This is a genomic window from Arthrobacter ipis (genome assembly GCF_014694315.1).
In the GTDB taxonomy this organism is placed as follows: Bacteria; Actinomycetota; Actinomycetes; order Actinomycetales; family Micrococcaceae; genus Arthrobacter; species Arthrobacter ipis.
In genome coordinates, this window is record NZ_JAAOXD010000002.1 from 254,561 (window position 1) to 281,475 (window position 26,915).

The window sequence follows — 26,915 nt, forward strand, 5'->3', positions numbered from 1 at the left end:
AGACGAAGGCGTCTGGCTCTACGCCGAAACGGTCCGCAAGATCCACGAACTGAACCCCGGCACCGGCGTCGAACTCCTCATCCCGGACTTCTCCGGCAAACCCGAGCACATCGCCGCGATCTGCGACTCCAAACCCGAGGTCTTCGCGCACAACGTCGAAACCGTGCCCCGGATCTTCAAACGCATCCGGCCCGCGTTCCGCTACGAACGCTCCCTGGACGTCATCACCCAGGGCCGGAACCTGGGCATGGTCACCAAATCCAACCTGATCCTGGGGATGGGCGAAACCCGCGAAGAGATCTCCGAGGCCCTCCGCGACCTCCACGCCGCCGGCTGCGATCTGATCACGATCACCCAGTACCTGCGCCCCTCCGAACGGCACCTCCCCGTGGACCGCTGGGTCAAGCCGCAGGAATTCGTGGACCTCCAGCAGGAAGCCGAGGAAATCGGATTCCTCGGCGTCATGTCCGGCCCCCTGGTCCGCTCCTCCTACCGCGCCGGCCGGCTCTGGGCCACCGCGATGCGCAAAAAAGGCTGGGAAATCCCCGCCGAACTCGCCCACATCGAATCCTCCGGATCCACCCGCCAGGAAGCCAGCTCCCTGCTCGCGCGGCCGGCCTGATCTCCATCCCGACCGGGTCCCGACCGGGGTATAGCGTTATTGGATGACGGCAACCTACCGGTACGACGTGGACGTCCTGCATCTGCTCGTTTCGCCGGCGCACGCCTATTTCGGCCGCGCGCGCGACGGGGCCGCTGACGTGCCGACGGCGGATGCCAGCCAAGTGGAGATCGTGGCCGGAAAGGGCATCGTCGGGGACCGGTTCTTCGGCAAGGCTGCGCACATGGACGCGGCGGTCACGCTGTTCGCCGTCGAGGCACTCGAGGCCATGGCTGCGGAGCTGGGCGCCGGCCCCTTCGACCCGCTCCTGACCCGGCGCAACGTGATCCTCCGGGGCGCACACCTGGCCCCGCTCCTGGGTCAGGACTTCGCGCTGGAATCGCAGGGCGACGTGGTGCGATTCAAGGGCGGGCGGCCGGCCCACCCCTGCGCGTGGATGGACCGGATGCTCGCGCCCGGCGCGCATGCCGCCATGCGCGGGCGCGGGGGCATGCGCTGCCGGCCGCTGTCCGACGGGGTGCTGCACCGCGGGCCTGCGGTGCTGGTCAGCCCGGTGCTACTTGAGCCCGGACAGGCGGGCGTTCCGAGCGTGCTGCGGCCGAGCCGGCTGCCGTAGGGCGGCCAGTGCCTTGCGGTTAGCGGCCTACAGGCCCGGCGCCCGGCCCAGCTCGGCGCGCAGCTGCGAGAGCCGGGCGTAGGCGCTGTCCCGGTAGGCAACAAGGCTCTCCCTGCTGGCCTGGTCCACGTCCAGGAAGCCCTGGCCGGATTTCAGGCCCAGGTTGCCCTCCTCCACCGTGGCCGTCAGCGCGGCGGGCGGGGCGAACCGTTCACCGTAGGCCTTTTCCAGGGTCCGGAACGACGACTCGTAGACATCCAGGCCAGCCATGTCTCCAATGGCGAACGGGCCGAACAGCGCAAGGCGGAACCCGAAGGTGTTACTGACGACGTCGTCGATCTGGGAGGGGTTTGCGACGCCCTCTTCAACGATCCGGGACGCCTCCTTGTACAGCGCGAACTGTAGCCTGTTGGCGACGAATCCCGGTGTGTCGGCAACCCTCGCGGGCGTCTTGCCAAGGGTCCGGATGAGCTCCTCGGCAAGGTCCACAACGGAAGGCAAGGTCTCGGGCCCCGGGATGAGTTCGACGCCGGGGATGAAGGGTGCCGGGTTCATCCAGTGGACGCCGAGGAACCGCTCCGGGCCGGTGACGGACGCGGCCAACTCCCCGATCGGAATGGCGGAGGTGTTCGTACCGATGACTGCATCCGCCGGGGCCGCTGCGGAAATGCGCCTGAGAATATCCGCCTTGATCACCGGGTCCTCCGGGACCGCCTCGGCGACATAGTCCGACGTCGCCACAGCATCCTCGATGCTGGCCGCAGCCGTGAGGTTGTCCGCGATCATGTCCGCTGCGCCTGCAGGCAGCAGCCCCTGGGCCTCGAAAGCCCTGGCCTGGTCCACGAGGCGGACGCGGGCACGCTCGGCGATTCGGCCGTCGACGTCGCCGAGCGCCACCGGGTAACCGTGCAGCGCCAGCACCTGGGCTATGCCGCCGCCCATGTAGCCGGCGCCGACCACTGCGGTCTTCGAGATGGTCTGCGTGATTTTCATATTGCTGCTCCTGGGAATGGGCCGCTTCAGACGGATGGACCGTTCAGCGGATGGTGTAGCCGCCGTCGACGGCGAGAGTGTGGCCGGTGATGAGCGACGCCGCGTCGCTCAGCAGGAACGCCACGGCCCCGGCGACGTCCTCGGGTTCGCCGAAGCGGCCGATCGGGATGCGGGACAGCAGTTCTGCTGCCCAGTCCGGCCTGCTGAGGGTCGACGCCGTCAATTCCGTCCGCACGAAGGTCGGGGCAACGGCGTTGACCCGGATCCCCGCGGCAGCCCATTCCAGGGCCAGGATCTTGGTGAGGTGGATCATTCCTGCCTTGCTGGTGCCGTAGGCCGCCCGTTCCTCGATTGCAACGATCCCCGCCTGGGAGGCGATGTTGACGATGGCACCAGGGGTACCGGCCGCCACCCAGTGCCGGGCCAGGGCCGTGGTCAGGAAGAAGGTGCCCTTGAGGTTGGTGTCGAAGACCGTGTCCCAGTCGTCCTCCGTGAGCTCCAGGGCAGGCTTGGGCACGTTTACGCCGGCATTGTTGACGAGCAGGTCAATCCCGCCGCTGGCCTGCTGGAGTGATTCGGCGAACCCGCCGATGTTGCCGGGGCTGCTAAGGTCCACGGCCAGGGGCGGTGTCCCATACCGTTCGCTGATCTGCTGGGCCGTTGCGGCGTCCCGGCTGGTTCCGTAGACGGTGGCGCCGGACGCGGCAAGGTCATCTGCGATGGCCTTGCCGAGTCCCCGGCCCGCCCCGGTGACCAGTGCTTTCTTGCCGTCGAGGCGGAAGTTTGGCACGTTCCGGACCTCTTAGCTATCGAAAGTGTGGTCCGACCAGGGCAATGACGTGCCGCGGTACTTCGCTGCGCGCACGTCGCCGGACCGTGCATGGCCCTCAAACCGCTCTACCCTGGCTGCGCGTCCGCAGAGCTCACCGAAGAAGGCGCTGGATTCGGTGTTGGTCACTTCCTGGTAGGTCACGGTGCGCAGGTACTTGCCTACCCAGAGTCCGCCGGTGTAGCGGGCAGCACCGCGGGTGGGCAGGACGTGGTTGGTGCCGATGACCTTGTCGCCGTAGGAGACGCAGGTTCCCTCCCCGAGGAACAGCGCGCCGTAGTCGTGCATCTTCTCGAGTGCCTCGCGGGGGTTCTGGGTGAGGATCTGCACGTGCTCGTAGGCGTACTCGTCGCCCAGGGCGTAGGCGTCGTCCAGGGTATCAACCACGTGGACGGCACCCCAGTCGCGCCAGGCCGCCGCGGCGTAATCCCGGGTGGGCATGTCGACCAGGATCGTGTCGATGTGCTCAATGACCTTGCGGCCCAGGTCCTCACTGGTCGTAATGAGGACGGCCGGGGAATCGGGTCCATGCTCAGCCTGGGACAGAAGGTCGACGGCGACAATGAACGGGTCAGCATGCTCATCGGCCACGATCAGGACCTCGGTGGGCCCGGCGAAAAGGTCGATGCCCACCTCGCCGAAGAGCTGGCGCTTGGCCTCGGCAACGAAGGCGTTGCCCGGGCCGGCCAGCATGTTCACCGGCTTGATGGTCTCGGTGCCGACGGCCAGCGCTGCTACCGCCTGGATGCCGCCGAGCAGGTAGATCTCATCGGCGCCGGCCAGGTACATCGCGGCCACCGTGGCGTCCGGGACCTCGCCCTGGATCAGCGGGGTGCACGCCGCGACGCGCTCAACGCCGGCAACTTTGGCAGTAATGATGGTCATATGGGCGCTGGCCAGCAGAGGGTACTTCCCGCCGGGGATATAGGCTCCAGCGGCCTGGACCGGCACATTCTTCTGCCCGAGGAGCACGCCGGGCATTGTTTCGATTTCGAAGTCGGTGAGGGACTCACGCTGCTTCTGCGCCATGACGCGGACCTGTTCCTGAACGAACTTGATGTCCTCAATGGTCTGCTCAGGAACGCGCGCCATGATCTCGTCGAGCTGCTCCTGGCTGAGCAGGAAGGACTCGGGGGCGTGCTTGTCGAACTTGGCGGAGTACTCACGGACAGCCTCGTCGCCGCGCTCCCGGATGTCTGCAATGACGGTTTCCACAGTGGCGCGGACCTCCGGGGTGCTTCCCCGGGCCACGCTGTTGCGGGCCGGCTCCTTCAGCAATTTGGAATCCGCGGCGGTGCTAAGTGCTGTTGTAACGGTCATCAGGATTACCTTTCCATCTTCATCGATGGGCGACGTATGGAGCGCCCGGACCAGTCCCGCAGGACCGGATGATGATCGAGTGTATACGTATACATTTTTTGGCACAAGGGGTTGTTTCTGCTTTTTGCATACGTATACACTGCTAGTCACGAGCCAGCCGGTGTGGCTGGGCTCACTGTCCGGACGAAGACAAAGGAGTCTCTACATGAGCGCCCCCGTGACAACACCGGCACCGCCGGCAATCGATCCGAAGATGCGCCGGAAGGCGCTGATTTCCTCAGTGCTTGGCAGCTGCATCGAGTGGTACGACTTCTACGTCTACGGCGTAGCGGCCGCCATCATCCTCAACAGCCAGTTCTTCCCCCAGGCGAGTCCGTTCGTTGGGATCCTGCTCTCCTTCAGCACCTATGCCATCGGCTTCGCGGCGCGCCCCATCGGGGGCGTCATCTTTGCCCACTTCGGTGACCGCCTGGGCCGGAAGAAAATGCTCATGGCCACGCTGGGCCTGATGGGCGGCGGCACGTTCCTCATCGGCTGCCTGCCAAACTTCGCCACAATCGGTATCGCGGCACCGATCCTGCTGGTCCTCCTGCGCATCGTGCAGGGCATCGGGGTCGGCGGCGAGTGGGGCGGGGCCGCCCTGATGGCAACAGAATTTGCCCCGGCCAAACGACGGGGGTTCTTCGGCTCCTGGCCGCAGATCGGCGTACCAGCGGGAACACTGCTGGCCAACGGAGCTTTCTACGTCATGGGTTACCTGATCTCGCCCGAGGCTTTTGTGGCCTGGGGATGGCGCATCCCGTTCCTTGTCTCCATCCTGCTGGTGGTGCTCTCCTTCTACATCCGCAGCAAGGTGGATGAATCCCCTGCATTCGAAGAAATCAAGCGCAAGGGTGAGATTGAGAAGATGCCGGTGGTTAAGGTCATCAAGACCCGCCCGCTGACCATCCTCAAAGTCATCATGATGCGGTTTGCCGAGAACGCGAACTACTACATCTACACCACCTTCCTGCTCGCGTACGGTCCCGCAGTACTGCTGGAAAAGAACAGCATTCTGTTGGCAACCATGATCATGGCAGGCCTGGGCATCTTCTCCATCCCGTTCTGGGGCTGGGTTTCGGACCGTTGGGGGCGCCGCTACACGGTCCTCGCGGGAGCTACCACCATGCTCCTGATGGCATTCCCCTTCTTCTGGGCGGTGCAGACCGGTGACTTCCTGATGCTTTTGCTCGTGCTCATCCTGACCTGCAACGTCGGCCGCGACCTCTGCTACTCCGTGGAACCCGCCTACTTCACCGAACTCTTCGAGCCCAAGCTCCGCTACTCGGGAGCATCGGTTGGCCCGCAGGTTGCCGCCGTCTTCGCCGGTGGCTTCGCACCACTGATCGCCACCGCGCTGATCGGCCCGGACTTCGACCGGTACTGGCTGGTTGCGCTGTACATGATCGCGACGTCGGTCATCACCATCGTCGGTGCGCTTTGGTCTCCGGAAACGGCGCCCCGCGTCCGGCTACGCCGCGGCCTGAGCGCCGAGCACGATCCCACAACAGGCCGGTAGCCATCTCTTCCCCTGTGCCGCCGGTGACCTGCATTCCGCAGGGACCGGCGGTGCAGGCTTGGGACATTGGCTAGTCTGAAACAACAAGCTGAAGCATCTGCAACACACCGGCGCCAGGCGCGCCAGATAGCAAGGAGAACGCCCTGATGGTCACAAGCCGCGACGTGGCAGAACTGGCGGGCGTATCGCAGGCCACGGTGTCCCGGGTGATGTCCTCCCCTGCAAAGCTGTCCCCTGCCACCCGCGCCCGGGTCCAGGCGGCCATGGAAACGCTGGGCTATGTGCCCCATGCCGGCGCGCAAGCCATGAAGACAAGGCGGACCAACACCATCGGCGTGGTGGTCGCCGACCTGACCAACCCGTTCTACCCGGAGGTTCTCGATGAACTTAGCCGGGAACTGGACACCGCGGGCTTCCGTGTCGTGATCTGGAACGCCGGCGGCGGCAGCCACCACGATGCGCTCAAAGCCATCCGGGAACACGCAGTCGACGGCGTCATCTTTACGACGGCGACGGAAGACTCCGTCGAGCTGCAGGCAGCCATTGAGAAGAAGAGCCCGATCGTTCTCATCAACCGCGTGGTGGAGGGTCTGCTCTGTGACCAGGTCACCAGCAGCAACACCGAGGGGGGCGCCGCCGTCGCCGACTACCTCCTGGATAACAGCAGGACCCGGGTGGCCTTCATTGGCGGTGCCGAAAACGCCAGCACGTCGCGTGAGCGCGCCAAGGGCTTCCTGGACAGGATGGCCGAGCGGGGCCACGGCGTTCCGGAACACTTCCGCTTCCGTGGCGGGTTCTCCCACGACGTCAGCGCGCAGGTCATGAACCGCCTGCTTGCCCGCGCCGACAAGCCCCAGGCCGTCTTTTGCGCCAACGATCTGATGGCCTTCGGCGCCCTCGACGCGCTGCGGGCCAACCGGATCCCGGGGCAGGATTGCTGGGTCATCGGGTACGACGACGTCGACATGGCGGCTTGGGATTCGTTCAGCCTCACCACCGTGCGCCAGCCCAGCCGCGAAATGGCACGGGTGGGAGCTCGGATGCTGCTGGAGCGCATCCATGCGCCCGGGGAGCCGCCGCGCAGGGTGAATTTTCCATGCGACTTGATCGTCCGCGGCAGCACCGGACTCGCCGAGGCGGCTGCGCGACCTATTGATTTTGTTGCAGATTGAAGTAACGTCGCCCACGTGGACATGGATTTTCCTCACCCTCTGGAAGGAAGAACGCAATGGCTGACGTCACCATCATCGGAACAGGCAACATGGCCCGCGGACTCGCAACCCGCGCACTCGCAGGCCGCAAGACCGTCCAGTTGCTGGCGCATGACGACAAAGCCAAGGCCGATGCCCTCGCGGCCGAGCTTGGGGGCCACGTGACCCCCGGCGTGGTGGGCGATGAGATCAGCGGTGCCATCGTGATTCCCGCCGTTTACTACGATCCCGCCAAGGACGTCGTCGCCAAATACGGCAACGCGCTGGACGGCAAGGTGTACGTGGACATCACCAACCCGGTAGACACGTCCACCTACGAAGGCCTCAGCGTCCCCGATGGCAGCTCCGCGGCCGAAGAGCTCCAGAAATCCACCGGGGCCAGGGTGGTGAAGGCCTTTAACACCACCTTCGCCGGAACGCTTGTCGCCGGTGACGTGGCCGGCCAGCAGCTCGACGTCCTCATCGCGGGCGACGATGAGGACGCAGTGCGGGCCGTGGCGGACTTCGCCTCGGCAGGCGGCCTCCGGCCGATCGTCGTCGGACCCCAGCGCCGCGCCCGGCAGTTGGAGCAGGCGGGATTCCTCCACATACTGCTCTCGGCCAACGACCAGTTGCCGGAGTTCCAGTGGAACTCCGCACTCAAGGTGGTTCCGGCGGGCAGTTAGAAACCCATCGACTGCTCCGCAACTGCCGTTTTCGGGCCTGATAAGGGCAGTTGCGGAGCAATCGATTCCGGGGTTTAGCTCTTGGGCAGCCCTGCCGGGTTAAGTTCCGACTTGGCCACGGCTTCCGCCGACAGGCCCCAGCGGTCCAGGATCTTGCCGTAGGTGCCGTCCTCGATCAGGTGGTTCAGCCCTGCCTCCGCAGCTGCGGCGAAGCCATTGCCCTTCTTGGTGGTGGCGGCGATGCTCGCCTTCAGCGGCCAGCCGCCGTCCACGAGGCCCACCAGCTTGATCTTCTCGTCTGTGGCGGCCTTGTAGGCGGCCGTGGCATTCGGCCCGAACGTCAGATCCGCGCGGCCGGACTGCAGCGCCAGGTTCGAGGCGGAGTCGTCGTCATAGTACTGGAACTCGACCGGCTTCAGTCCCTTGGCCTTGTTCTCCTCGTCCCAGCGCAGCAGGATCGACTCCTGGTTGGTGCCCGAACCGACAATCACGCGCTTGCCGGCCACGTCCGGGGCGGATTCGACCTTGGTGATGTCGCTGCCGCTCTTGGCGTAGAAGCCGAGCTTGTCGTCCCGGTAGCTGGCGAAATCGAACTTGAGCTTGCGCTCCTCCGTGACGGTGACGTTGGAGAGGACAGCCTCGTACTTGCCCGATTCGACGCCGAGGGGCCAGTCCGCCCAGGCGGTGGGAACGATCTCGGCTTCCAGCCCCAGCGTCTGGGCCAGTGCGACGGCGATGTCCACCTCGTTGCCCACCGGCGTCTTGTTATCGGTTGCGTAAACCGCCAGCGGCGGTGCGAACGGGCTGACCGCCACCGTCAGCTTTCCGTCCTTCTTGATCGACTCGGGAACCAGCGCCGCAGCGGCCTCGTCAACAGTGACGGGAAACCGGTCCTGCTCGGGCGTCAGGTTGAAGGTCTTGGCTGATGACGTGGCGGTGTTGGTGGCGGCCGGCGCGTCCGCGGACGCCGCAGCCCCGGGATCGGAGCAGGCGGAAAGCGCCAGCAGGCTGGTCGCGGCGAGGGCCAGGCCCACCGCCGGCTTGAGTGCCGGTTTGAGCGCGCCCCCACGGGACTTGGGAGTGCGTGACTTAAGAGACTGACGGACCATGGTTGCCCCTTGGAAAGTAGCGATGGAAGGAGTTGATGCGAAGGTTGTGGCAGCAACTATCCGGCAGCAAAAAAGCGGCGGTCAAAGCGCGGGGAAACCGGAGGATATACGGCGTAACCGCGATTCATACGGCGTTCGAAGGCGTCATTCGGCCTGCCCAACAGCCCAGTACCGCGGCTAGCATCGAGTATGAGCGATCAATTCACCACCGAACGTGACAGCTACGGCAGGCTCCTGGCAGACCGCGAAGTATGGCGGCAGGCGGGCACCCTCGCCGCCGCCGGGGAGCTGACCGCGCGGTGGCTTGAGGGCACCAGCGAATACCAGCCCGGAACCCTGGCCCCGCGCTTCGACGACGAGACCCTGCCCATCGCCGGCCAACTGGCTGAGCTCAACCGCAGCGGACTGTTCACGAAGGAATCCCAGCCCGGCCTCGGCCCCGAGGCCGGCCATGCCCAGCGCGAGTACGTCACCGGCTTCTGCTCCGCAGAGTCGGCGGCCCTCCTGCTGCGGCTGTCCGCCGAGACGGAACTCATTGCCATCGTCCACGCCCCGGGGGAGGTCAGCCAGGCCTCCGTTCCGGTCACGCTGCACGACGGCGAAGTGGTCACTGTCCTGGGAAGCAGCGAAAGCCCGGTCGAATCGGAGCAGATCCAGGACTGGGCTCGCGAGAGCAGCGAAACCCTCGCCCTCCTGCTGTCCGATTCCTGGTACGTCGAGCTCCTCGACCCGGTCTGGGGCCGGCAGCAGCACCTTTTGCCCGCCGTCCTGGAAACCCTGAAGTCCGCCCCGGACGAGCTGTAGGCCCCCGATTTTTGACGTTCCGCGACTCCTGATGAAGCTCTGAGTCGCCCAGCATGAACGTTTACGACGCCGGGTGAACGCCTGCGTCGACAGCCATTGTGGCCGCCGGAGGCGCCTCCGTAATCTCAATCCAACGCGCAGCGCCATCCCCTCCGCTCCATCATCCAAAAGGAAAACGTCATGTCTTCGTCAAACGAAAACCCGGGCTCCACCCGGATCGCCGCGGGCCAGACCGCCGGCCGGAAACGCCCCAGCGGGCTCAAGATCGGCATCGCCGCCGGCATCCTTGCCGTGCTCGGCGCAGGCGTCGCCGTCGCCACTACGGCGGCCAACAGCTCCGCCCCGGGTTCCGCCCCCGCGGCCGCTGCCACCAGCCCCGCTACCGAACTGAAACTGGGCTACTTCGGGAACATCACCCACGCCACCGCGCTGGTGGGCGTCCAGAAGGGCTTCATCGGGAAGGAGCTCGGCGACACCAAATTGACCACGCAGGTGTTCAACGCCGGCCCTGCCGCCATCGAGGCGCTGAACGCCGGCGCGATCGACGCCACTTACATCGGCCCGAACCCGGCCATCAATTCGTTCGTCAAGAGCAAGGGCGAGTCCGTCAGCGTCATCGCCGGGGCGGCTTCGGGCGGGGCGCAGCTGGTGGTCAAGCCGGAGATCAAGACCGCCGCTGACCTCAAAGGCAAGACCCTGGCCTCCCCGCAGCTCGGCGGCACCCAGGACGTGGCGCTGCGCGCCTGGCTCGGGAAGCAGGGCTACAAGACCAACACCGACGGCGGCGGGGACGTTGCCATCAACCCCACCGAAAACGCCCAGACGCTGAAACTGTTCCAGAACGGCAAGCTCGACGGCGCGTGGCTGCCCGAGCCGTGGGCCTCCCGTCTGGTGCTCCAGGCCGGAGCGAAGGTCCTGGTGGATGAGAAGGACCTGTGGGACGGGTCGCTGACGGGCAAGCCCGGCGAGTTCCCCACCACCATCCTCATCGTGAACAAGAAGTTCGCCGCAGAGCACCCACAGACCGTCGAGGCCCTGCTCAAGGGGCACGTCGAGGCCGTGAAGTGGCTCAACGACACCCCGGCCGCGGAGAAGGCCACGGAGGTGAACGCAGCCCTGAAGGAAGCTGCCGGCAAGGCACTCCCGCAGGAGGTCATTGACCGTTCCCTGAAGAACATCGTGTTCACGGTGGACCCGCTGGCCGGAGCGTTCAAGAAGCTGCTGCAGGACGGTGTGGACGCAGGCACCACCAAGCAGGCTGATATCAACGGCATATTCGACCTGGCCAAGCTGAACGAGGTCACCGGCGGCAAGACGTCTGCCGCAGGGCTGGGCAAGGAGTAACCGAGCAAGGCACGCAAGAGGATCCGGTGGGAACATTCCCGCCGGATCCTCTTGGTTTTAAGTCGTAGCCCCTAGACAGCGCGACGGCGCCGGTCCTAGTTACAGCGCCGTGGAATAGTCCGCAGAATATTCGGGCACGGCCGAGTACTCCGGCACCGCCGAATACTCGGGCACGGCGTCAGGGCCCTCCGTATTTTTCAGGGCGTAGTGAAAGACCATACCGGCCGGGCTCTCCTGGCTTCCGACATACTCGGCGGCAGCCCATTCCCCGCCGGCCACGGCCCCTGCCCAGGCATGGGCCTCCTCCCAGTGGACGGCGGAGGCCACCCGGCCGGGCTGCAGGCTCAGGGACACGGCCACCCGCACCGAAGGCGCGCCGCCGGAGGACCGCGGGCAGGTGAAGCCGACGATGTCCACGGAAACTCCCGGGGTGGCAAGGCACGCCCGCCGGGCCATGGTGGTGGCTGCCGCGTCCAGGCCGGAACCGATGTCCTGCCGCGCCAGTGCGTGCATCTGGCTGCGGAAGGTGCTCAGTTCCGCGCTGCACTGCGTCCTGATCCTGTGAACCAAAGCTGTGATCATGTCCCCCTCGATCCAGGGAGGGCGTTGCGCCGCCCCGTCGCTGATTATGGACTTACACAACCACCGGGTAACTTGCTTCACAACGCTTGGCGACACCCGCCGTCGTGCAACGCAACAGTGCTTCACTTTCCGCAGTGGGGCGTAATAAAGGGAAGCGCTGAACGCAAGAGACGCGCCCCCGTCAGACGTGCATCCGCGCCACGAAGCGGAACCTGTCCCCCCGGAACACCGACTCGGTCCACTCCACGGGCTGCCCGTCCGGGGTGAACCCAAGCCGGTGGACCAACAGCATGGGGGCGCCCATTTCGACGTCGAGAAGCTGCACCTCGGCCGGCCCGGCCAGTTTCGTCTCGACGGTATCCTCCACCTCGGCGATCCGGATTCCGTAGTCCTCGCGCAGGGCAGCGTACAGGGAGCCTCGCTCCGCCACGGTCCTCGCCAGGTCCGGCAGCGGCCCCGCAAGGAACGCAACCTCATGCGCCAGCGGCTCGCCGTCAACCAGCCTGATGCGCTCCACCCGGTGAATGTCCGTTCCCGGCTCCACCGCCAGGCGCCGTGCCGTGGCAGGGTCGGCCGGGAGCACGCTCACGTCCACGATCCGGGCCGCAGCCGTGAGGCCCTGGCTCGCGGCGTCGTCTGTAAAGGACGTGAGCTGGCGGACGTGCGTCACCTTCGGGGGCGCCACGTAGGTCCCCCGCCCCTGTGTCCGGTCCAGGCGGCCCTCTGCCACCAGCTCGCCGATTGCCTGCCGGACGGTGGTGCGGGATGTTCCGTACTGCTCAGCGAGCGCGCGTTCGGTGGGGATCAGCGTCCCGGGCGCCGCGTCCTCGATGAGGGTGAGGATCTGCTCCTTGAGTACGTAGTACTTGGGCAGGGCAGCGGCCGCGGAGGTTTCCATGAATCTGATGGTACCTATTGACACGAAAATTGGTCTAGGCCAAAATAATGGAAATTGGTTTACACCAATTCCGGTTTGAAACAGTTCCAGACCACCAAATCCCCCTCCCACTTCCAAGGACCCAAAGATGTCGTTCCTGCAAGACCTGCGCCAGACGCCCCGCCTCGGCCTCCTGGTGGGCGGCACAGCCGCCACCATCGGCATAATCTACGGCTACGATCTGTCCAATATCGCCGGCGCCCTGCTGTTCATCACCAAGGAGTTCCAGCTCTCCACCAGCCAACAGGAGCTGGTGACCACCGCCGTCGTCGTCGGTGAAGTGCTGGGCGCCGTCCTGGGCGGCTGGCTCGCCAACAAAGTGGGCCGCAAGGCCTGCATGGTGGGCGTGGCCGGAGCGTATGCCGCGTTCGCCGTGCTCAGCGCCCTCGCCGCTGGCGTGCCCATGCTGCTCGTGGCCCGCCTGCTCCTGGGCCTTACCATCGGCATTTCCGTGGTGGTGGTCCCCGTCTTCGTGGCGGAGTCAGCACCGCCCAAGGTGCGCGGCGCCCTGCTCGTCGCCTACCAGGTGGCCACCGTCATCGGCATCATCATCGGCTACCTGGCCGCCTACGTCCTGTCCGCCACCGAAAACTGGCGGCTGATGCTGGGCCTCGCCGCCGTCCCCGCCCTCGCGGTCCTCGCTGTCACCTTCCGCCTCCCGGACACCGCCCGCTGGTACATGATGCGCGGACGCACCGAAGAGGCCCGCCGCACCCTCAGCTCGATCGAGCCGGATGCCGACGTCGACGCCGACCTGGCGGACATGCGCCAGGCCATCAGCGAAGAGCGCGGCGGCGGCCTGCGCGAGATGCTCCGCTCGCCGTACCTGAAGGCGACCGTATTCGTCGTCGGCCTCGGCTTCTTCATCCAGATCACCGGCATCAACGCCGTGGTCTATTACAGCCCCCGCATCTTCGAGGCCATGGGCTTCACGGGCAACGCCGCCCTCCTGCTACTGCCCGCGCTGGTCCAGGCCGCTTCCCTGGTGGCCGTGTTCGTCTCACTGTCCCTGGTGGACCGGGTGGGCCGGCGCCCCATCCTGCTCGGTGGCATCGGCATGATGATCGCGGCCAACGCCATCCTGGTGGGCGTCTTTCTGGCCGGACGCGACTTCGGCGGAATCCTGACCGTGGTCGGCTTCCTCGGAGTGCTGCTGTTCACCGTGGGCTTCACGTTCGGCTTCGGCGCGCTGGTGTGGGTCTACGCAGGTGAGTCGTTCCCCGCACGGCTGCGTTCCCTGGGCGCCAGCGCCATGCTGACCTCGGACCTCGTGGCCAACGTGATCGTCGCGGCGTTCTTCCTGACCATGCTGCAGCGGCTCGGCGGTGCCGGCACGTTTGCGGTGTTCGGTGCGCTGGCCATCGCCGGCTTCGTCTTCGTCCACCGCCTGGCCCCCGAAACCAAGGGCCGGAACCTCGAGGAAATCCGCCACTACTGGGAAAACGGTGCCCGCTGGCCGGAAGCCACCGGCAACAATGACAGCAGCAGCACGCCGGCGGCCAAGTGATGCGGCTCATCCTCGGCTTGGACCGTGTCCTTGGTTTGGACATCGGCGGCTCCAAGACGCACGCCATTCTGGCGGAGATTGAAGGGACAGACGACGGCGGGACAACAGTTCCCCGGCAGCTCGCCGAATGCACGGTGGGCAGCGCAAACATCGCCTCGGTCGGGCCTGACGAAGCCGCAGCGTCGCTCGATGACCTCGCCGCGCGGCTGGGCATCGGTGACCCTGTGAACCACGGAATACACACCGTGTTCGCCGGGGCCGCGGGAGCAGACACACCCGCGGCCCGGAAACGGCTGGCCGGCCTCCTCTCCCGACGCTTCCCCGGAGCCCGGATCCAGGTAGATCACGACACCCGCATCATCCTCGCCGCCGGTGGCCTGACGGCAGGCACCGTCCTCATCTCCGGCACCGGCTCCGCCGCGTGGGCGAAGTCCGCCGACGGCCGGGAAGCCCGGGCCGGCGGCTGGGGCTACCTGCTCGGCGACGAAGGAAGCGGCTACGCCGTGGCCCGCAGCGCGGTCCGTAACGCCCTGCAGGACTCCGACGACGGCCTGCCCGCCGGGCCGCTGACGTCTCAGCTGCTGGCGCAGACCGGAGCCGCGGAACCCGCTGAGCTCCTGGATTTGTTCTACCGCAGGCCGGAGCGCCGGTACTGGGCCGGGCTGGCCGGAACCGTATTCGACCTCGCCGCCTCGGACGCTGCGAGCGCAGCCATCGCCGACGACGCCGCCCGGCAGCTCGCCCGCCTGGCCCTGACGGTGAACCGACGGCTGCGCACCATTCCGGAAAATGCGCCGGTGCTGCTGGCCGGCGGCATGCTGGTGAACCAGCCGGCGCTGGCTGTGCGGGTGCTTGAGCTGCTGGCAACCGGCGGCCTCACCGAAGTCCGAGTGCTGGACCGTTCCCCCGCCTGGGGCGCCGTGGAGCTGGCCAGCCCGCTTGCCGGCGCACCAACCCGGCCTGCCGCCACAATTTCCGCCTGACCGGCGCCGCACAATTTCCCTTTGTCCCTGACCCACTGATCCCCCCAAGGAGACCCATGACCGCCCAGCGCACCGAAATCACCGCCACCTCACCCGTTCCCGGTTCCCTGATGGCCGCCGAAATCCTGGAACAGCCGGAGGCGCTCGCCCGGCAGCTTGAGCGGGGGCGCCCTGTCATCACCCGGCTGGCCGCCACCCTCCGGGACGCAAACATCAAGTACGTGCTCCTGGCCGCGCGCGGCACCAGCGACCACGCGGCCCTCTACGCGAAGTACCTCATCGAGACGGTGCTGGGGCTCCCGGCGGGGCTGGCATCGCCGTCGAGCCTTACGGTGTACGGCGCCGAACCGAAGATGGACGGGGTGCTGTGGCTGGCGGTCAGCCAGTCCGGCGGCTCCCCGGACCTGGTGGACTCCACCGCCGCTGCCGCCCGGGGAGGTGCCCTTACCGTGGCCGTCACAAACGCGCCGTCCTCACCGCTGGCGGCTGCCGCCCGGCACCACCTGGACATCCTGGCCGGGCCGGAGCGCGCCGTGGCCGCCACCAAGAGCTACACCTCGCAGCTGCTGGCGCTGTGGCTGCTGGTTGACGCGTGGGCAGGAGGGAACGGCGCGGAAGCGGCGGACCTGCCGCGTCTCGCTGCCGATGTCCTGGCCCGGCCGGAGATACTGGAGGTGGCAGACCGCTACCGCTTCGTGAACCACATCGTCACCACGGGACGCGGCTTCTCCTATCCCACCGCACGGGAGGCGGCACTGAAACTGATGGAAACGTCCTACCTGGCCGCTCACGCCTTCTCCGGCGCCGACCTGCTGCACGGGCCCTTCGCCCTGATCGACGCCGACCGGCCGGTCATCGCCGTCGCCTCCCCCGGCGCCGGCGGCCGCGCCCTGCATCCCGCTCTGGACCGGCTGGCCGAACGGGGCGCGGATGTCTGCCTCGTGGGCGACCCCGGTGCCGCCCGTCCGCGGAACCATGTGGTGCCGCTGCCCGCAGTCCATCAGCAGCTCTCCCCGATCCTGGAGATCATGCCCCTGCAGCGGCTGGCGCATGCGATGGCGTCAGCCCGCCACCTGGACCCGGACGCTCCCCGGGGCCTGCGCAAGATCACGGAAACCTGGTGAGTCCGACGCTCATTGCTGCTTCCCGGGTCATCCTGCCCAGTGACGCTAAAACCAGTGCTGTGCTGGAGCCCGGCTGGGTCGAGACCGACGGCGGCCGGATCGCCGCGGCGGGTCCCGGGCTGCCCGCCCGGGAGCCCGACGCCGATTTTCCCGACGCCACCCTCGCCCCGGGCTTTGTGGACGCCCACATCCACGGCGGCGGCGGCTCCAGCTTCAACGACGCCGACCCCGCTGCCGCCGCGGTCCGGATCGCCGGGGTGCACCGTTCCCACGGCACCACGACCCTGATGGCCAGCCTGGTCACCGCCCCGCTCACCCAGCTTGAGAAGGCGGTGGCCGCGCTTGCCCCCCTTGTGGAGGAAGGCGTTCTGGCCGGGATCCATCTGGAGGGCCCCTGGCTCAGCCCCGACCACCGGGGCGCCCACGCTGAGGATCTTCTGCTTTCCCCGGAACCGGTGGCCGTCGACCGGCTGATGCTGGCCGGGCGGGGCACCGTCCGGATGGTCACCATCGCGCCGGAACTGGAAGGCGGCCTGGCCGCCGTCCGGCAGATCACCGGCTACGGTGCCGTCGCGGCCATCGGCCACACGGGCGCCGGCTACGACCTGGCGCGGCAGGCGATCGCGGCCGGGGCCACCGCCGGTACGCACGTGTTCAATGCGATGCGGCCGCTGCACCACCGGGAACCCGGCCCCGCACTGGCGCTGCTGGAGGATCCCGCGGTGTTTGCCGAGGTGATAGCGGACGGCGTCCACCTCCACCCCGCGCTGGTCCGCTTCATTGCCGCCAGCCCGGCGCGCGCCGTCCTCGTCACCGACGCCATGGCGGCGGCCTGCGCGCAGGAGGGCAGGTACCGGCTGGGCGGGCTGGACGTCCAGGTGTCCGACGGCGAGGCGCGCCTGGTCAGCGACGGCACCATCGCCGGCAGCCTCCTCACGCTGGATGCGGCGGTGCGGCACGCTGTCCACGACGCCGGCATCCCGCTCGCCGATGCCGTCCGCGCGGCCAGCCAGAATCCGGCGGACATGCTGGGGCTGTCCGACGTCGGACGCATCGAAGCCGGCCGGAAGGCGGACCTGGTGGTCCTCACGCCGGATCTGAAGGTGGCCGCCGTGATGAAGGCAGGCGAATGGCTCGCTGGCTGAGCCCTGCTGCTGGTTGAGCGGCGGTGGGGTTGAGCGGCGCTGGTCGTTAGTCCTCCGCGCTCTGGTTCAGCACCTGGAAGTTGGGGCCGATGTTGACTTCCACCTCGGACCCGTCGCTCTTGCGGATCTCGACCTCGTAGGAGGAACCGGCGTCGTCGCCCCGTTCGACCTCGGTGACCTGTCCGGGGCCCACTTTGGCCATTGCGGCGTCGACGGCTTTGTCGCGGTCGGTCTGATTCAGCGGCTGCTGGGTGCCCCCGTTGCCCGTTGTGTCATCATCGAAGGGGTTCACGGAAGCCGCAGCCACCGACGCGCCCCCCAAAGCCGCCACAGCGACCGCCGCTCCGATGATCCACGCTGTTCTCTTGCGCACGGCAGACTCCTTTCTCATCGTTTTTTCCAGTGTCCCCCTGCGAAGGGAACCGGACAAGGAGCGTTGGTCTCGCTCGGCGGACCCGGCAGGAGCCGGTCCTTGCGGGCGCCGCTCTTTGCCGGCGGCCCGGGGGTAGCCTAGGGGCAGGAGGGCAACATGGCGGTCAGGAGTGCAGGCCTTCTGCTGTATCGGCAGAACAGCGGGGCGGAAGTGGAAGTGTGGATCGCCCACATGGGCGGCCCCTTCTGGGAGCGCAAGGATGAGCGCGCCTGGTCGATTCCGAAGGGCGAGTACCCCGAAGGGGAGGATCCGCTGGCCGCGGCACAGCGTGAGTTCGCCGAGGAAATGGGAGTCCCGGCGCCGGCCGCGGATTACGTGCTGCTCGGCACCTTCCGGCAGCCCTCGGGCAAGCTCATCACGGCGTTCACGGCGGAATCCGCCTTCAAGCCCGAAAAAATCCTGAGCAACACGTTTCCGCTGGAATGGCCCAAGGGCTCAGGAACGGTCCAGCACTTCCCCGAGATCGACCGCGCCGAGTGGATCGGTGAATCCGAAGCACGAATAAAGCTCGTCAAGGGCCAGCTGCCAATCCTCGACGCGCTGCTCGAGCACCTCGGGGCATGACGCCGTTGAGATCGGCATACCTGCATCTGGCCACGGTCGCCATGGACGCCGCCCAGGACGGCATGCGAGCCCCCGATGTTGCCGCCCTCGGCGCGGCGGTCACCCGCGAGCTGTGCGGAAGCTGGGACCACCCGCCGCCCTGCCCGCTCGCGCCGCACCATACCCGGCCTGAGCAAAAAGGTGACACCGTCACGCTGCGGATCATCTTCGCCACCGAACCGGCGAATGAGGCCCTGGTCCGCAGCCGGATAGACGGCGCCCTCCGCCAGGGAAGCCTTGCCGGCCCGGATGGGCGTACCAGCCATTGGACGTTCCTGGGCGGCGGCCCGGGCGAACTCGAATACTCCGAGGCCGAGCACGCGCGGCGCCTTACCGACTCCTGAGACGCCGCTAGCCTGCCGCCACCCTGACTGGCCTATCCTGGCTGCCCCAGGACCGTCCGGTAGATCCCCGTGTGGTCCAGGTCGCCGTCGCCTGCGTCCACCATGAGCTCGAAGGCGCTGCGGACGCTGGCGGAGAGAGGCAGCTTCAGCCCGCTGTCCTTGGCGATCTCGGCGATGAAGTTCAGGTCCTTCAGCTGGTTTTTCGCGGACCCGCCGCCCTCGAAGTCCCCGTCGATCCAGCGCTGCCCCTTCTGCCGGAGGACTTCCGAATTCGCCAGGCCGCCGGCCAGGATGGACTGTACCTTCCCAAGGTCCAGCCCGGTGGCGGTCGCCACGGCCATCGCCTCGGCCAGCGCCGTGACCGTGGCGGACACGACGATCTGGTTGCAGGCCTTGACCGTGGACCCCGCACCCGCTTCGCCGAACCAGACCACCGTGGAACTGTAGAGCTCGAAGAGCGGCAGGAGGCGCCGCACTGTCTCGCGCGGCCCTCCGGCCATGGTGCTCAGCCGGCCCTCCTCGGCTCCGATGGTTCCGCCGCTGAGCGGCGCGTCCACCACCGTAACCCCGTACCGGCTCCGGCACTCCTCGGCGAACCGGGCCACGGCCACCGGGGACACTGTTCCGTGGATGACCAGGACAGGGTCCTCGATGCCGGCCGCCTTCCATCCGGCCAGCAGCCCGTCTTCGCCGGCCAGAAGGCCGGCGACCTGCGGCAGGTCCGGCAGGACGGTCAGGACGACGCCGGCCGCAGCCTCCGCCGGGGTGCCGGCCACCTGTCCCCCGCCGATGGCCCTGGCCTTTTCCGCGGTGCGGTTCCAGAGCGTGAGGGGAACACCGGCGGCCAGGATGTTGCGGGCGATCGGGGCGCCCATTGGGCCCGTGCCCAGCAGGGCGACGGACATCGGAACCCCGGGCTTCAACTCATTCTGTGTGCCTGCCACTGCTTTGTCTGTCACTGTGCTCACGTCGTTAGAAGGGGATCAGGCCGGCCATGGCGGGCAGGAAGGTGCTGAACCACGGAACGGCGGCAAGCACCAGCAGCCCGATGAACACCGCGATGAGGTAGGGCCAGAAGTGTTTGAGGCTCTTTTCCACGGTCTCGAGGCCGGTTGCGCACGCCACGTAGAAGCCGACACCGGCCGGCGGAGCGAACGAACCGATGCCCATGGAAATGATCAGCACCATGGCGTACTGCACCGGGTTGACGCCGAATTCGGTGGCGATGGGCAGAAGCAGCGGCGCGAAGATCAGGACCGCGGGCAGGCCTTCGAGCAGCTGGCCCATGATGATCAGCAGCACGATAGTGAACAGCATGAAGAGCAGCGGTGAGTCGCCCAGGCCGGACATGAGGTCATGGATCTGCTGGGATACCCCGGCCAGGGCAAGCGTCTGGGCGAGCGGTGAAGCTGCCGCGATGATGAACAGAACCATGCCCGCCGTCGTCGTGGTTTCCCGCAGGGTATCGCCCAGCAGCCGCTTGCTGCCGCGCCGGTAGGCGGCCGCGAGAACGAAGGCGTAGGCGACGGCGACCGAGGACACCTCGGTGGGGGTGGCGAAGCCGCTGAGGATGCCCACCACCATGCCGACCGGAAGCAGCAGCGTGGGGATGGCGAAGAACGTGGCCGAGCCGCGCGCACGCCAGGTGGCCTTGGGGCTGGCAACGCCGCCTTGCTTCTTTGCGCGAAGGAAGACGAGCGCCATGACCACGAGGGCCAGGAAGGCAGCCGGAACGAAGCCGGCGAGGAACAGCGTGGTGGTGGAAATCGTGGTGATGGAGCCCATGATGAGCAGGACGATGCTTGGCGGGATGGTCTCACCCATGATGGCCGAGGCGGACAGCACCGCCACCACCTCGCCGCGCGGGTACTTTCGTTCCTCAAGCATGCCGCGCATGGTGGTGCCCACGGCGGCGACGTCCGCAACCTTGGAGCCGGAGATGCCCGAGAAGATGTACATGGTCACGACAACCACCTGCAGCAGGCCGCCCCGCAGGTGCCCGATGAGCGCGTCCACCAGCTTGGCGAGCGGCAGGGTCAGGCCGGCAGAGTTCATGACGGTTCCCGCGAGGATGAAGAACGGGATGGCCAGCAGCACGAAGCCCTTGGCCCCCGACGCCATGCCGATCGGGATGGCGCTGACCTCGGAGATACCACCGAGGTAGAGGTAGATGCCCGAAGCCAGCGCGAGGACAAACGCGATGGGCAGGCCAAGGAACAGCAGGGCGAACAGGGCAACCAGAACCACGCCGAGGAGGAGGTTGGGCGAGGCGGTGTAGAACAGCGGCTGGGACAGGACAACGACGGCGGCCAGGGCTGCGGTGATCCCCGCGCCGACCAGAACGGCGCGGCGCGGCTGGCGCCAGAGCTTCAGGACGGCAAACCAGGCGATCAGCACCATGCCGATGGAGAAGGGCAGCGATACCCAGAACACCGGCAGCTGGAGGATCGGGGTCTTTTCCTCGAGCTGCTGGACCAGGGTGGGAACGAAGAGCGCAAAGGCGCCCGCACTCATGACGAAGACGAGGCAGTCGACGAGGGCCGCCAGATACGGCTTCCAGTGTGCCGGAAGCCGCATGATCAGGGCCTGGACGGCCATGTGCGCACCCTTGGGATAGGCGATCGCACCGCCGATGAAGGCGATGGTCAGGAGCGCAATTTCAGACACTTCCTGGGTCCAGAGCACAGAGTCGCCCGTGACGACCCTGACCGCGATGTTCAGCAGGATCACGACGAGCTCGGCGAGGATCGCCGCGCCTACTGTCCATTCCAGTGCCTTGTCCAGCCAGACCGCTCCGCTCCAGCGCGGTGCGACGTGCCCGTGGTGAAGGATCTCTTCCGCATCAGACGGAAGGACCTCTTCGAGTTCCTTGAGGGCGAGTGTATGTTCCATGTTTTTCCAGACTGTCATCGTTGAAAGCGGGATGCTGAGTGCGGGGATGCTGTTCGGGGGAATGCTGTTTGAGGGCCGGGGCGCCGGAGGGCGCTCCGGCCCTCAAAGGGGCTTACTTGGCTGCGGCGATCGCCTGGTCGAAGAATTCCTTGCCGATCAGCTTCGAGAAGTCCGGGTAGAGGCTCTTTGAAACGGCCTTGAACTGCTCAAGCCCGGCGGCGGTCGGCTCGTTGGCCTTCATGCCCTTGGCGGTGAGCTCGTCGAGCTGCTTTCGGGACTGCTCCTCGTCGTAACCGGTCTTGAAGGTGGCCGTCTCAGCCGAGGCGTCCGTCAGGATCTTCTTCTGGTCCTCGTTCAGCGAGTCCCACTTCTTGGAGGACAGGGCCAGGACCCAGGCGTCGTTGATGTGGTGCGTCAGCGAGACGTACTTCTGGACCTCCGAGAACTTGTTGGTCCACGGCACCTCGATCGGGTTTTCCTGTCCGTCGATGGTTCCGGTCTGCAGGCCGGTGAAGACCTCCGAGAATGCCATGGTGGTGGGGCTGGCGCCCAGCTTGCCGAAGAAGTCGGTCCACAGCGGGTTGCCCGGGACGCGGATCTTCAGGCCCTTCAGGTCCGAGGGCTGTTCGATGGGGCGTTCGGAGTTGGTGATCTGGCGGCCGGTCCGGGTGAGGAAGGACAGGGCAACGGTGTTCTTTTCCTTGAGCTTTTCCTTCAGGACGTCGCCCGGCTTGCCCGCCAGGAACGCAGCCTCTTCCTTCGTGTCATCGAAGAGGTAGGGGATGCTGATCGCGTTCATTTCCGGCACCACCGACGCGTACACCGACGTCGACAGGATCAGCGCGTCCAGCGACCCGCCCTGCAGCCTCGTGACGGCGGCGTTCTGGTCCCCGCTGAAGCTCGTACCGTTCGGCACCACCGTGACAACCACCGAGCCGTTGGAGGTCTTCTTCACCTGGTCGGCGAAGTGCTGGGCCGAGACACCCACCGAGGAGGTCAGCGGGTCCGGGATGGACAGCTGGATCTTGGCCACCGGCGAGCCACCGCCGGGCGCCCCGGAGGCGCAGCCGGCGAGGACGGAGGCGGCGAGGGTGCATGCCAGCACTCCGGTGAGGGCGCGGGTCTTCGATTTCATGTGATGCCTTTCTTCATTGGAAGGAGTCTTGTGAATTGCTGGATGCAATTAGGAGGTCAGGGCGGCTTCGGTAACAAGCGCCTCGGTTTCGCGGCGCAGCTCGAGGGCCTGGGCGAGCGAGTCGTCCATGATGACGTCTTCCCAGCGGACGGTGGCACCCTTGGCGACGTCGGCACGCAGCTCGACGTGGTGTGCCAGGGCTACCGGCAGGGCGCCGATGGCCACGGAGTGCTTGGCCGAGACGAGCTTGCCCCAAACGGTGAAGCCGCCCTCGCCGTCGAGGAATTCGCCGGCCTTCAGGTCCTTCTTGGCGGTGGCGACGACGTCACCGAAGAAGCCGACGGGCGAGCCTGTTGCAATGCCGCGGAGGGCTGCGTTGGCAATCGACATGTTCAGCTCGAGGCCCACGTAGTGGTACGGGCGGTACAGGGCTGCGTACTGGCCGGTGGGGTCCGGGTGCCACGGGTATTCATTGAAGCAGCCGGAGACGTAGCCGTTGGTGGCCTTGACCACGACGAAGACGCCTTCCTGGGTGTTGTGGCTGATCCAGCTGCCGTCGCGGTTGACGCTGGACATGACGTCCACGCTTCCCTCGTGCGCCAGGGCACCCCCGACGTCGGCCGGGCGGCAGATGGTGGCAATTTCCTCCACGTCACCGGGCGTGAAGCTCAGCCCGTTGTCAGAGGGCACCAGGCCGGCACCGTTGGCGACGGCTGCCATCTCGATGGATGCCTTGGTGCCGTCACGGAAGGAGGTGTGCATGTACGGGTTGAGCTGGCCGGAGTCGGTGAGCTCCTTGGAGAACTCCCAGTTTTCCCAGACGTTGTCCGGGTTCATCTCGTGGTAGTGCTCGAGGTACTTGGCACCCTTGCCGGCACATACGACGTCGAAGCCGCTGGTCCGGGCCCAGTCCACCAGTTCCATGATGAGCGCGGGCTGGTCGCCGTACGCCATGGAATAGACGACGCCGGCCTCTTCCGCGCGCTTGGCGAGGGCAGGACCCGCAAGGGCGTCGGCCTCGACCGTGACCATGATGATGTGCTTCTTGGTTTCGATCGCCCGCAGCGCGTGCTTGACGCCGACGATCGGGTTGCCGGTGGCTTCAACGATGACGTCGATGTCGACGTCGAACAGCTCGTCAGCGTTTGCCACGATAGTGGTGGAGCGGTTCTCCAATGCGGTGGCGATGTCCGGAGCGATCTGGTTCTGGGGCCAGCCGACCAGTTCGAAGGCGCCCTCAGCCCGCTTCACGTTGATGTCAGCGATGGCCACAACATGGATGCCCGGGATGTTGTTTGCCTGGGCCAGGTACATGGTGCCGTACCGTCCGGCCCCGATGAGGCCCACTCGAATGGGACGGCCCTGGTTCTCGCGGTCGCTAAGAAGCTTGTGAAGGTTCATGGGGATCTCTCTGATTGATGTCTGACCGAAGAGAGACAACCTCCACCGTGGGGCCGGTGGAGCAGCTCTTCGGCGTTGCTGCTGTGATTTGGGTTACCGAGTGGAACCGGTTCCACTTTTGTACCAGTCGGTGTTAGGCTGTGTCAACAGATGTCGGTGAAGACCACCGGTTGCAAGGAGGAGCATTGAAGAAGGCGCCCACTATCCGCGATGTGGCGGCAGCGGCGGGGGTCTCCGTATCCGTAGTCTCGCGGGTGCTGAACCCGGACTCCGGCCCGGTCGCCCCGGCCAAGCGCGAACAGGTCCTGAACGTCATCAGTGAACTCGGGTACCGTCCCCGCGCTGCGGCGCGTGAACTCAGCGCGGGCCACGCACTCACCGTCGGCCTGGTGGTCACGGACCTCGCCAACCCGTTCTTCGCCCAACTGGCGGACCGTGTTGTGTGGGAAGCCCGCAGCCACGGTGTGCAGGTGGTGGTCATGACCACGCAGGAGGACCCGCACCTTGAGGCGGAATCCCTGGACACGCTCCTCGACCGTTCGGTGGGCGGCGTCATCGCCACGCCAACGGGCGGAAACGTCGAGAAATGGGACCGCCTACGGGACCTCGGGGTACACGTGGTTTTCGTGGACCGCGCCATTGCGGAGCTCAGCGACGTCGACGTCGTCAGCATCGAAAACTCCGACTCGGCCAGGCGCGCAACCGATCACCTTATCGCCCTCGGCCACGAGCGGATCGCCCTCATCACCGGCCCCGCCAGCACGTCCACCGGCCGTTCCCGGATCGGCGGCTACCGGGCGGCCCTCGAAAGCGCTTCGCTTAGCCTCGATCCCATGCTGGTCAGGGACGTTCCCTTCCGCGGAGACGGCGGGGGTGACGCCGTCGGGTCCCTCCTTGCGTCCCCGGACGCCCCCACCGGATTGATCGTCGCCAACACCGCCCAGGTGCAGAGCTCGGTCCGGCGCCTCGTCCAGATGGGCGTCCGGATACCCGACGACCTCTCGGTTATCGTCTTCGACGACAACCCGTGGACCGAACTGACAAGCCCGCCGCTCAGCGTGATCCGGCAGCCGATCGGCATGCTGGCGGTGCATTCCCTCGAACTCGTCCTCGGCCGAATGCAGGGCCGGCTCCCCGCGGGTGCCAGGACCATCGAAGTCAAGGCGGATTTTGTGCCGCGCAGCAGCTGCGTTGCACCGGTCGGCCTCGTCGCCAGCAAGTCCGTAACCGGGTAAGGAAAAGGAAAACCCATGACCGTAGTTGTCACCGCCATGTTCACACCCAAGGAAGGCGCCTTCGACGACGTCGTGGCCGCCCTCTCCCCCGCCATCGCGGAGGTCCACGAGGAGCCGGGCTGCGAACTGTACGCCATCCACGAAGCCCCGAACGGCCAGATCGTCATGATCGAAAAGTGGGAAAGCGCCGAACTCCTCGATGCCCACGGCGCCGGCGACCCCGTCAAACGCCTTAACGCCTCCCTTGAGGGGCTCCTGGCGGAGCCGGTGGAGGTGACGCGGCTGGCCGCAATCCCCGCCGGCACCAGCGCGCAGGGCGCACTCTGATCTGAAGGCTTACGCCTGAAGAAACGACGGCAGCCCCTTGCCTGCGCAGGTCAGGCGGGGGCCGCCGTCGATCCCCTGACCACCAGCTCGGGGTCCACGAGCTCCGTCCGGACCGGCAGTCCCGGATCCTTCATGCGGTCCAGCAGTGCCTTCGCAGCCCCGGCACCCACCTCGCCGTTGCGGCCGTCGATGGTGGTCAGGCGCAGAAGGTTCGCCGACGCGAGCGGCGAATTGTCGTAGCCGATCAGGGAAAGCTCCTCCGGGATGCGCCGCCCCCGGTCCCGCGCCGCGGCCGCCACACCCATCGCCATCACGTCGTTGGCCGCGAAAATCGCCGTGATCGCCGGGTACTGGTCCAGCAGCCTCAGCGCACCCTCGTAGCCGTCCGGCTCCATCGTCTGCCCGTGGCCCTGCACCGTGTGCGGCTGCAGCCCGTGGTCGCGAATCGCGGCCTCAAACCCCTTCGCCCGCAGACGGGCGGCGCCGCCCCCGCCGGTCACATGCCCGATTTCCCGGTGCCCGAGCCCGATCAGGTGCTCGGTGGCCAAGCGGCCGCCGGCCTCGTCGTCGTTGGCGACGATATCCGCCCCCGGGACCACGACGTCCCGGTTGCCCGCCACCACCGCGGGAACGTCGACGGCGGCGAACATCTCCTGCGTGGGTTCGGTCGCGATCACTATGCCGTCCACCCGCAACGACATGAGGCCGTCCACCGGCGTCCGGTCCAGGTGGGCGTTGAACGACGGGTCGGCGACGGCCACGCGGAAGCCGAGCGGTGCAAGTTCGTCGTGCAGCCCGCCCAGCAGGCTGACGAACCAGAGGTTCCGGTAGTCGTCCAGAACGACGCCGATTGTCCGGGACCGGTTGCCGGCCAGGGTCGCTGCCGCCCGGCTCGGGCGGTAGTTCAGCCTTTCGATGGCCTCCTCGACGGCAGCCCGGCGGGCGGCCGAGACGCCGGGCGCGCCGCGCAGGACCAGCGAGACCAGGGATTTCGACACCCCGGCCGCGGAAGCGACGTCGTAAATGTTCGGGCGTTTTCCGGTCTCCTGGGTCACTCTGCCATTGTCGCCCATGCACTGACCTTATAGGGATATTGACAGGACAAAGTTCCGCCCCTATCGTGTTTATGGAGCGCTCCATTTTGCGTCCCACGTCACAGCGGTCGAGTCCCGCAAAGCCCGTTTCAAAGGAGAAAA

The 26,915-nt window shown here is 66.9% G+C and carries 27 protein-coding genes; 15 read left to right on the plus strand and 12 right to left on the minus strand.

Features of this window, described 5'->3' with window-relative positions; all coding sequences use genetic code 11:
- Together G9E11_RS06670 and G9E11_RS06675 are read left to right on the plus strand one after the other, a co-directional pair.
- A partial coding sequence (locus tag G9E11_RS06670; RefSeq protein WP_190604242.1) for a lipoyl synthase occupies nt 1–622 on the plus strand: 622 nt, incomplete at its 5' end.
- 43 nt (nt 623–665) lie between these two features.
- Nucleotides 666–1,238, plus strand: a complete 573-nt coding sequence (locus G9E11_RS06675; protein WP_190604087.1) for an MOSC domain-containing protein — start codon at nt 666–668, stop codon at nt 1,236–1,238.
- Between the two features lie 27 nt (nt 1,239–1,265).
- Here the strand turns inward: G9E11_RS06675 and G9E11_RS06680 are convergent, their stop codons facing one another.
- From G9E11_RS06680 to hisD, 3 genes are read right to left on the minus strand one after another with little or no spacing between them, the layout of a single operon-like run.
- Nucleotides 1,266–2,231: a 3-hydroxyacyl-CoA dehydrogenase family protein gene (locus tag G9E11_RS06680; RefSeq protein ID WP_190604089.1), complete on the minus strand. Its 966-nt coding sequence runs from the start codon at nt 2,229–2,231 to the stop codon at nt 1,266–1,268.
- A 43-nt stretch (nt 2,232–2,274) separates the two neighbouring features.
- Nucleotides 2,275–3,021: an SDR family NAD(P)-dependent oxidoreductase gene (locus G9E11_RS06685; protein ID WP_190604092.1), complete on the minus strand. Its 747-nt coding sequence runs from the start codon at nt 3,019–3,021 to the stop codon at nt 2,275–2,277.
- Nucleotides 3,022–3,033: 12 nt separating this feature from the next.
- Complete coding sequence (gene hisD / locus G9E11_RS06690; RefSeq protein WP_190604093.1) at nt 3,034–4,380, minus strand: histidinol dehydrogenase; 1,347 nt, start codon at nt 4,378–4,380, stop codon at nt 3,034–3,036.
- A 205-nt stretch (nt 4,381–4,585) separates the two neighbouring features.
- Here hisD and G9E11_RS06695 point away from each other — a divergent pair, with 205 nt between their 5' ends.
- From G9E11_RS06695 to G9E11_RS06705, 3 genes are all read left to right on the plus strand, one after another.
- A complete protein-coding gene (locus G9E11_RS06695; protein WP_190604095.1) occupies nt 4,586–5,938 on the plus strand; it encodes an MFS transporter in 1,353 nt (450 codons plus the stop codon).
- 146 nt (nt 5,939–6,084) lie between these two features.
- Nucleotides 6,085–7,110: a LacI family DNA-binding transcriptional regulator gene (locus tag G9E11_RS06700; RefSeq protein WP_190604097.1), complete on the plus strand. Its 1,026-nt coding sequence runs from the start codon at nt 6,085–6,087 to the stop codon at nt 7,108–7,110.
- A gap of 56 nt (nt 7,111–7,166) precedes the next feature.
- Nucleotides 7,167–7,814: an NADPH-dependent F420 reductase gene (locus tag G9E11_RS06705; protein ID WP_190604099.1), complete on the plus strand. Its 648-nt coding sequence runs from the start codon at nt 7,167–7,169 to the stop codon at nt 7,812–7,814.
- A gap of 74 nt (nt 7,815–7,888) precedes the next feature.
- Here the strand turns inward: G9E11_RS06705 and G9E11_RS06710 are convergent, their stop codons facing one another.
- Nucleotides 7,889–8,923, minus strand: a complete 1,035-nt coding sequence (locus G9E11_RS06710; RefSeq protein ID WP_246468781.1) for an ABC transporter substrate-binding protein — start codon at nt 8,921–8,923, stop codon at nt 7,889–7,891.
- Between the two features lie 189 nt (nt 8,924–9,112).
- Here G9E11_RS06710 and G9E11_RS06715 point away from each other — a divergent pair, with 189 nt between their 5' ends.
- Nucleotides 9,113–9,727 carry a DUF6919 domain-containing protein gene (locus tag G9E11_RS06715; protein WP_190604101.1) on the plus strand — a complete coding sequence of 205 codons (615 nt, stop codon included), beginning with the start codon at nt 9,113–9,115 and terminating at the stop codon, nt 9,725–9,727.
- A 180-nt stretch (nt 9,728–9,907) separates the two neighbouring features.
- Nucleotides 9,908–11,071 carry an ABC transporter substrate-binding protein gene (locus G9E11_RS06720; protein WP_190604103.1) on the plus strand — a complete coding sequence of 388 codons (1,164 nt, stop codon included), beginning with the start codon at nt 9,908–9,910 and terminating at the stop codon, nt 11,069–11,071.
- A gap of 99 nt (nt 11,072–11,170) precedes the next feature.
- On the opposite strand, the gene G9E11_RS06725 is transcribed toward G9E11_RS06720, so the two are convergent.
- Both G9E11_RS06725 and G9E11_RS06730 read right to left on the minus strand, forming a co-directional pair.
- Nucleotides 11,171–11,653 carry a hypothetical protein gene (locus G9E11_RS06725; protein ID WP_190604105.1) on the minus strand — a complete coding sequence of 161 codons (483 nt, stop codon included), beginning with the start codon at nt 11,651–11,653 and terminating at the stop codon, nt 11,171–11,173.
- A gap of 181 nt (nt 11,654–11,834) precedes the next feature.
- A complete protein-coding gene (locus tag G9E11_RS06730; protein ID WP_190604107.1) occupies nt 11,835–12,551 on the minus strand; it encodes a GntR family transcriptional regulator in 717 nt (238 codons plus the stop codon).
- 127 nt (nt 12,552–12,678) lie between these two features.
- Between G9E11_RS06730 and G9E11_RS06735 the strand changes: the two genes are divergently transcribed.
- From G9E11_RS06735 to nagA, 4 genes are read left to right on the plus strand one after another with little or no spacing between them, the layout of a single operon-like run.
- Nucleotides 12,679–14,097 (plus strand): sugar porter family MFS transporter, encoded by a 1,419-nt coding sequence (locus G9E11_RS06735; RefSeq protein ID WP_190604109.1) that lies wholly within the window; start codon nt 12,679–12,681, stop codon nt 14,095–14,097.
- Nucleotides 14,097–15,080: an N-acetylglucosamine kinase gene (locus tag G9E11_RS06740; protein ID WP_190604246.1), complete on the plus strand. Its 984-nt coding sequence runs from the start codon at nt 14,097–14,099 to the stop codon at nt 15,078–15,080. The genes G9E11_RS06735 and G9E11_RS06740 overlap by 1 nt, the downstream gene beginning before the upstream one ends.
- A gap of 56 nt (nt 15,081–15,136) precedes the next feature.
- Nucleotides 15,137–16,204, plus strand: coding sequence for an SIS domain-containing protein (locus G9E11_RS06745; protein ID WP_190604111.1), 1,068 nt, complete (start codon nt 15,137–15,139; stop codon nt 16,202–16,204).
- Nucleotides 16,201–17,349, plus strand: a complete 1,149-nt coding sequence (nagA, locus tag G9E11_RS06750) for an N-acetylglucosamine-6-phosphate deacetylase (RefSeq protein ID WP_190604113.1) — start codon at nt 16,201–16,203, stop codon at nt 17,347–17,349. Before G9E11_RS06745 ends, nagA begins: the two co-directional genes overlap by 4 nt.
- A gap of 46 nt (nt 17,350–17,395) precedes the next feature.
- Here the strand turns inward: nagA and G9E11_RS06755 are convergent, their stop codons facing one another.
- The gene (locus tag G9E11_RS06755; protein WP_190604115.1) at nt 17,396–17,722 is read right to left on the minus strand and encodes a PepSY domain-containing protein; all 327 of its coding nucleotides are present in this window, start codon (nt 17,720–17,722) and stop codon (nt 17,396–17,398) included.
- A 156-nt stretch (nt 17,723–17,878) separates the two neighbouring features.
- Here G9E11_RS06755 and G9E11_RS06760 point away from each other — a divergent pair, with 156 nt between their 5' ends.
- Nucleotides 17,879–18,346, plus strand: a complete 468-nt coding sequence (locus tag G9E11_RS06760) for an NUDIX hydrolase (RefSeq protein ID WP_190604117.1) — start codon at nt 17,879–17,881, stop codon at nt 18,344–18,346.
- Complete coding sequence (locus tag G9E11_RS06765) at nt 18,343–18,729, plus strand: hypothetical protein (protein WP_246468782.1); 387 nt, start codon at nt 18,343–18,345, stop codon at nt 18,727–18,729. The genes G9E11_RS06760 and G9E11_RS06765 overlap by 4 nt, the downstream gene beginning before the upstream one ends.
- 32 nt (nt 18,730–18,761) lie before the next feature.
- Here G9E11_RS06765 and G9E11_RS06770 read toward each other — a convergent pair whose 3' ends face one another.
- The 4 genes from G9E11_RS06770 to G9E11_RS06785 all read right to left on the minus strand — a co-directional run bounded on the left by G9E11_RS06770 (nt 18,762) and on the right by G9E11_RS06785 (nt 24,157).
- Nucleotides 18,762–19,697, minus strand: coding sequence for an NAD(P)-dependent oxidoreductase (locus G9E11_RS06770; protein ID WP_311764309.1), 936 nt, complete (start codon nt 19,695–19,697; stop codon nt 18,762–18,764).
- Nucleotides 19,698–19,701: 4 nt separating this feature from the next.
- Nucleotides 19,702–21,621: a TRAP transporter large permease gene (locus G9E11_RS06775; RefSeq protein ID WP_190604119.1), complete on the minus strand. Its 1,920-nt coding sequence runs from the start codon at nt 21,619–21,621 to the stop codon at nt 19,702–19,704.
- A 112-nt stretch (nt 21,622–21,733) separates the two neighbouring features.
- Entirely contained in the window at nt 21,734–22,756 is a 1,023-nt protein-coding gene (locus tag G9E11_RS06780) for a DctP family TRAP transporter solute-binding subunit (RefSeq protein ID WP_190604121.1), read from the minus strand.
- A gap of 48 nt (nt 22,757–22,804) precedes the next feature.
- The gene (locus G9E11_RS06785) at nt 22,805–24,157 is read right to left on the minus strand and encodes an NAD(P)H-dependent oxidoreductase (RefSeq protein ID WP_190604123.1); all 1,353 of its coding nucleotides are present in this window, start codon (nt 24,155–24,157) and stop codon (nt 22,805–22,807) included.
- Between the two features lie 185 nt (nt 24,158–24,342).
- Between G9E11_RS06785 and G9E11_RS06790 the strand changes: the two genes are divergently transcribed.
- Together G9E11_RS06790 and G9E11_RS06795 are read left to right on the plus strand one after the other, a co-directional pair.
- Nucleotides 24,343–25,392 (plus strand): LacI family DNA-binding transcriptional regulator, encoded by a 1,050-nt coding sequence (locus G9E11_RS06790; RefSeq protein ID WP_190604125.1) that lies wholly within the window; start codon nt 24,343–24,345, stop codon nt 25,390–25,392.
- 15 nt (nt 25,393–25,407) lie between these two features.
- Nucleotides 25,408–25,719 (plus strand): putative quinol monooxygenase, encoded by a 312-nt coding sequence (locus G9E11_RS06795; RefSeq protein WP_111904192.1) that lies wholly within the window; start codon nt 25,408–25,410, stop codon nt 25,717–25,719.
- 50 nt (nt 25,720–25,769) lie between these two features.
- Here G9E11_RS06795 and G9E11_RS06800 read toward each other — a convergent pair whose 3' ends face one another.
- Entirely contained in the window at nt 25,770–26,774 is a 1,005-nt protein-coding gene (locus G9E11_RS06800; RefSeq protein ID WP_311764310.1) for a LacI family DNA-binding transcriptional regulator, read from the minus strand.
- Nucleotides 26,775–26,915 lie beyond the last annotated feature (141 nt).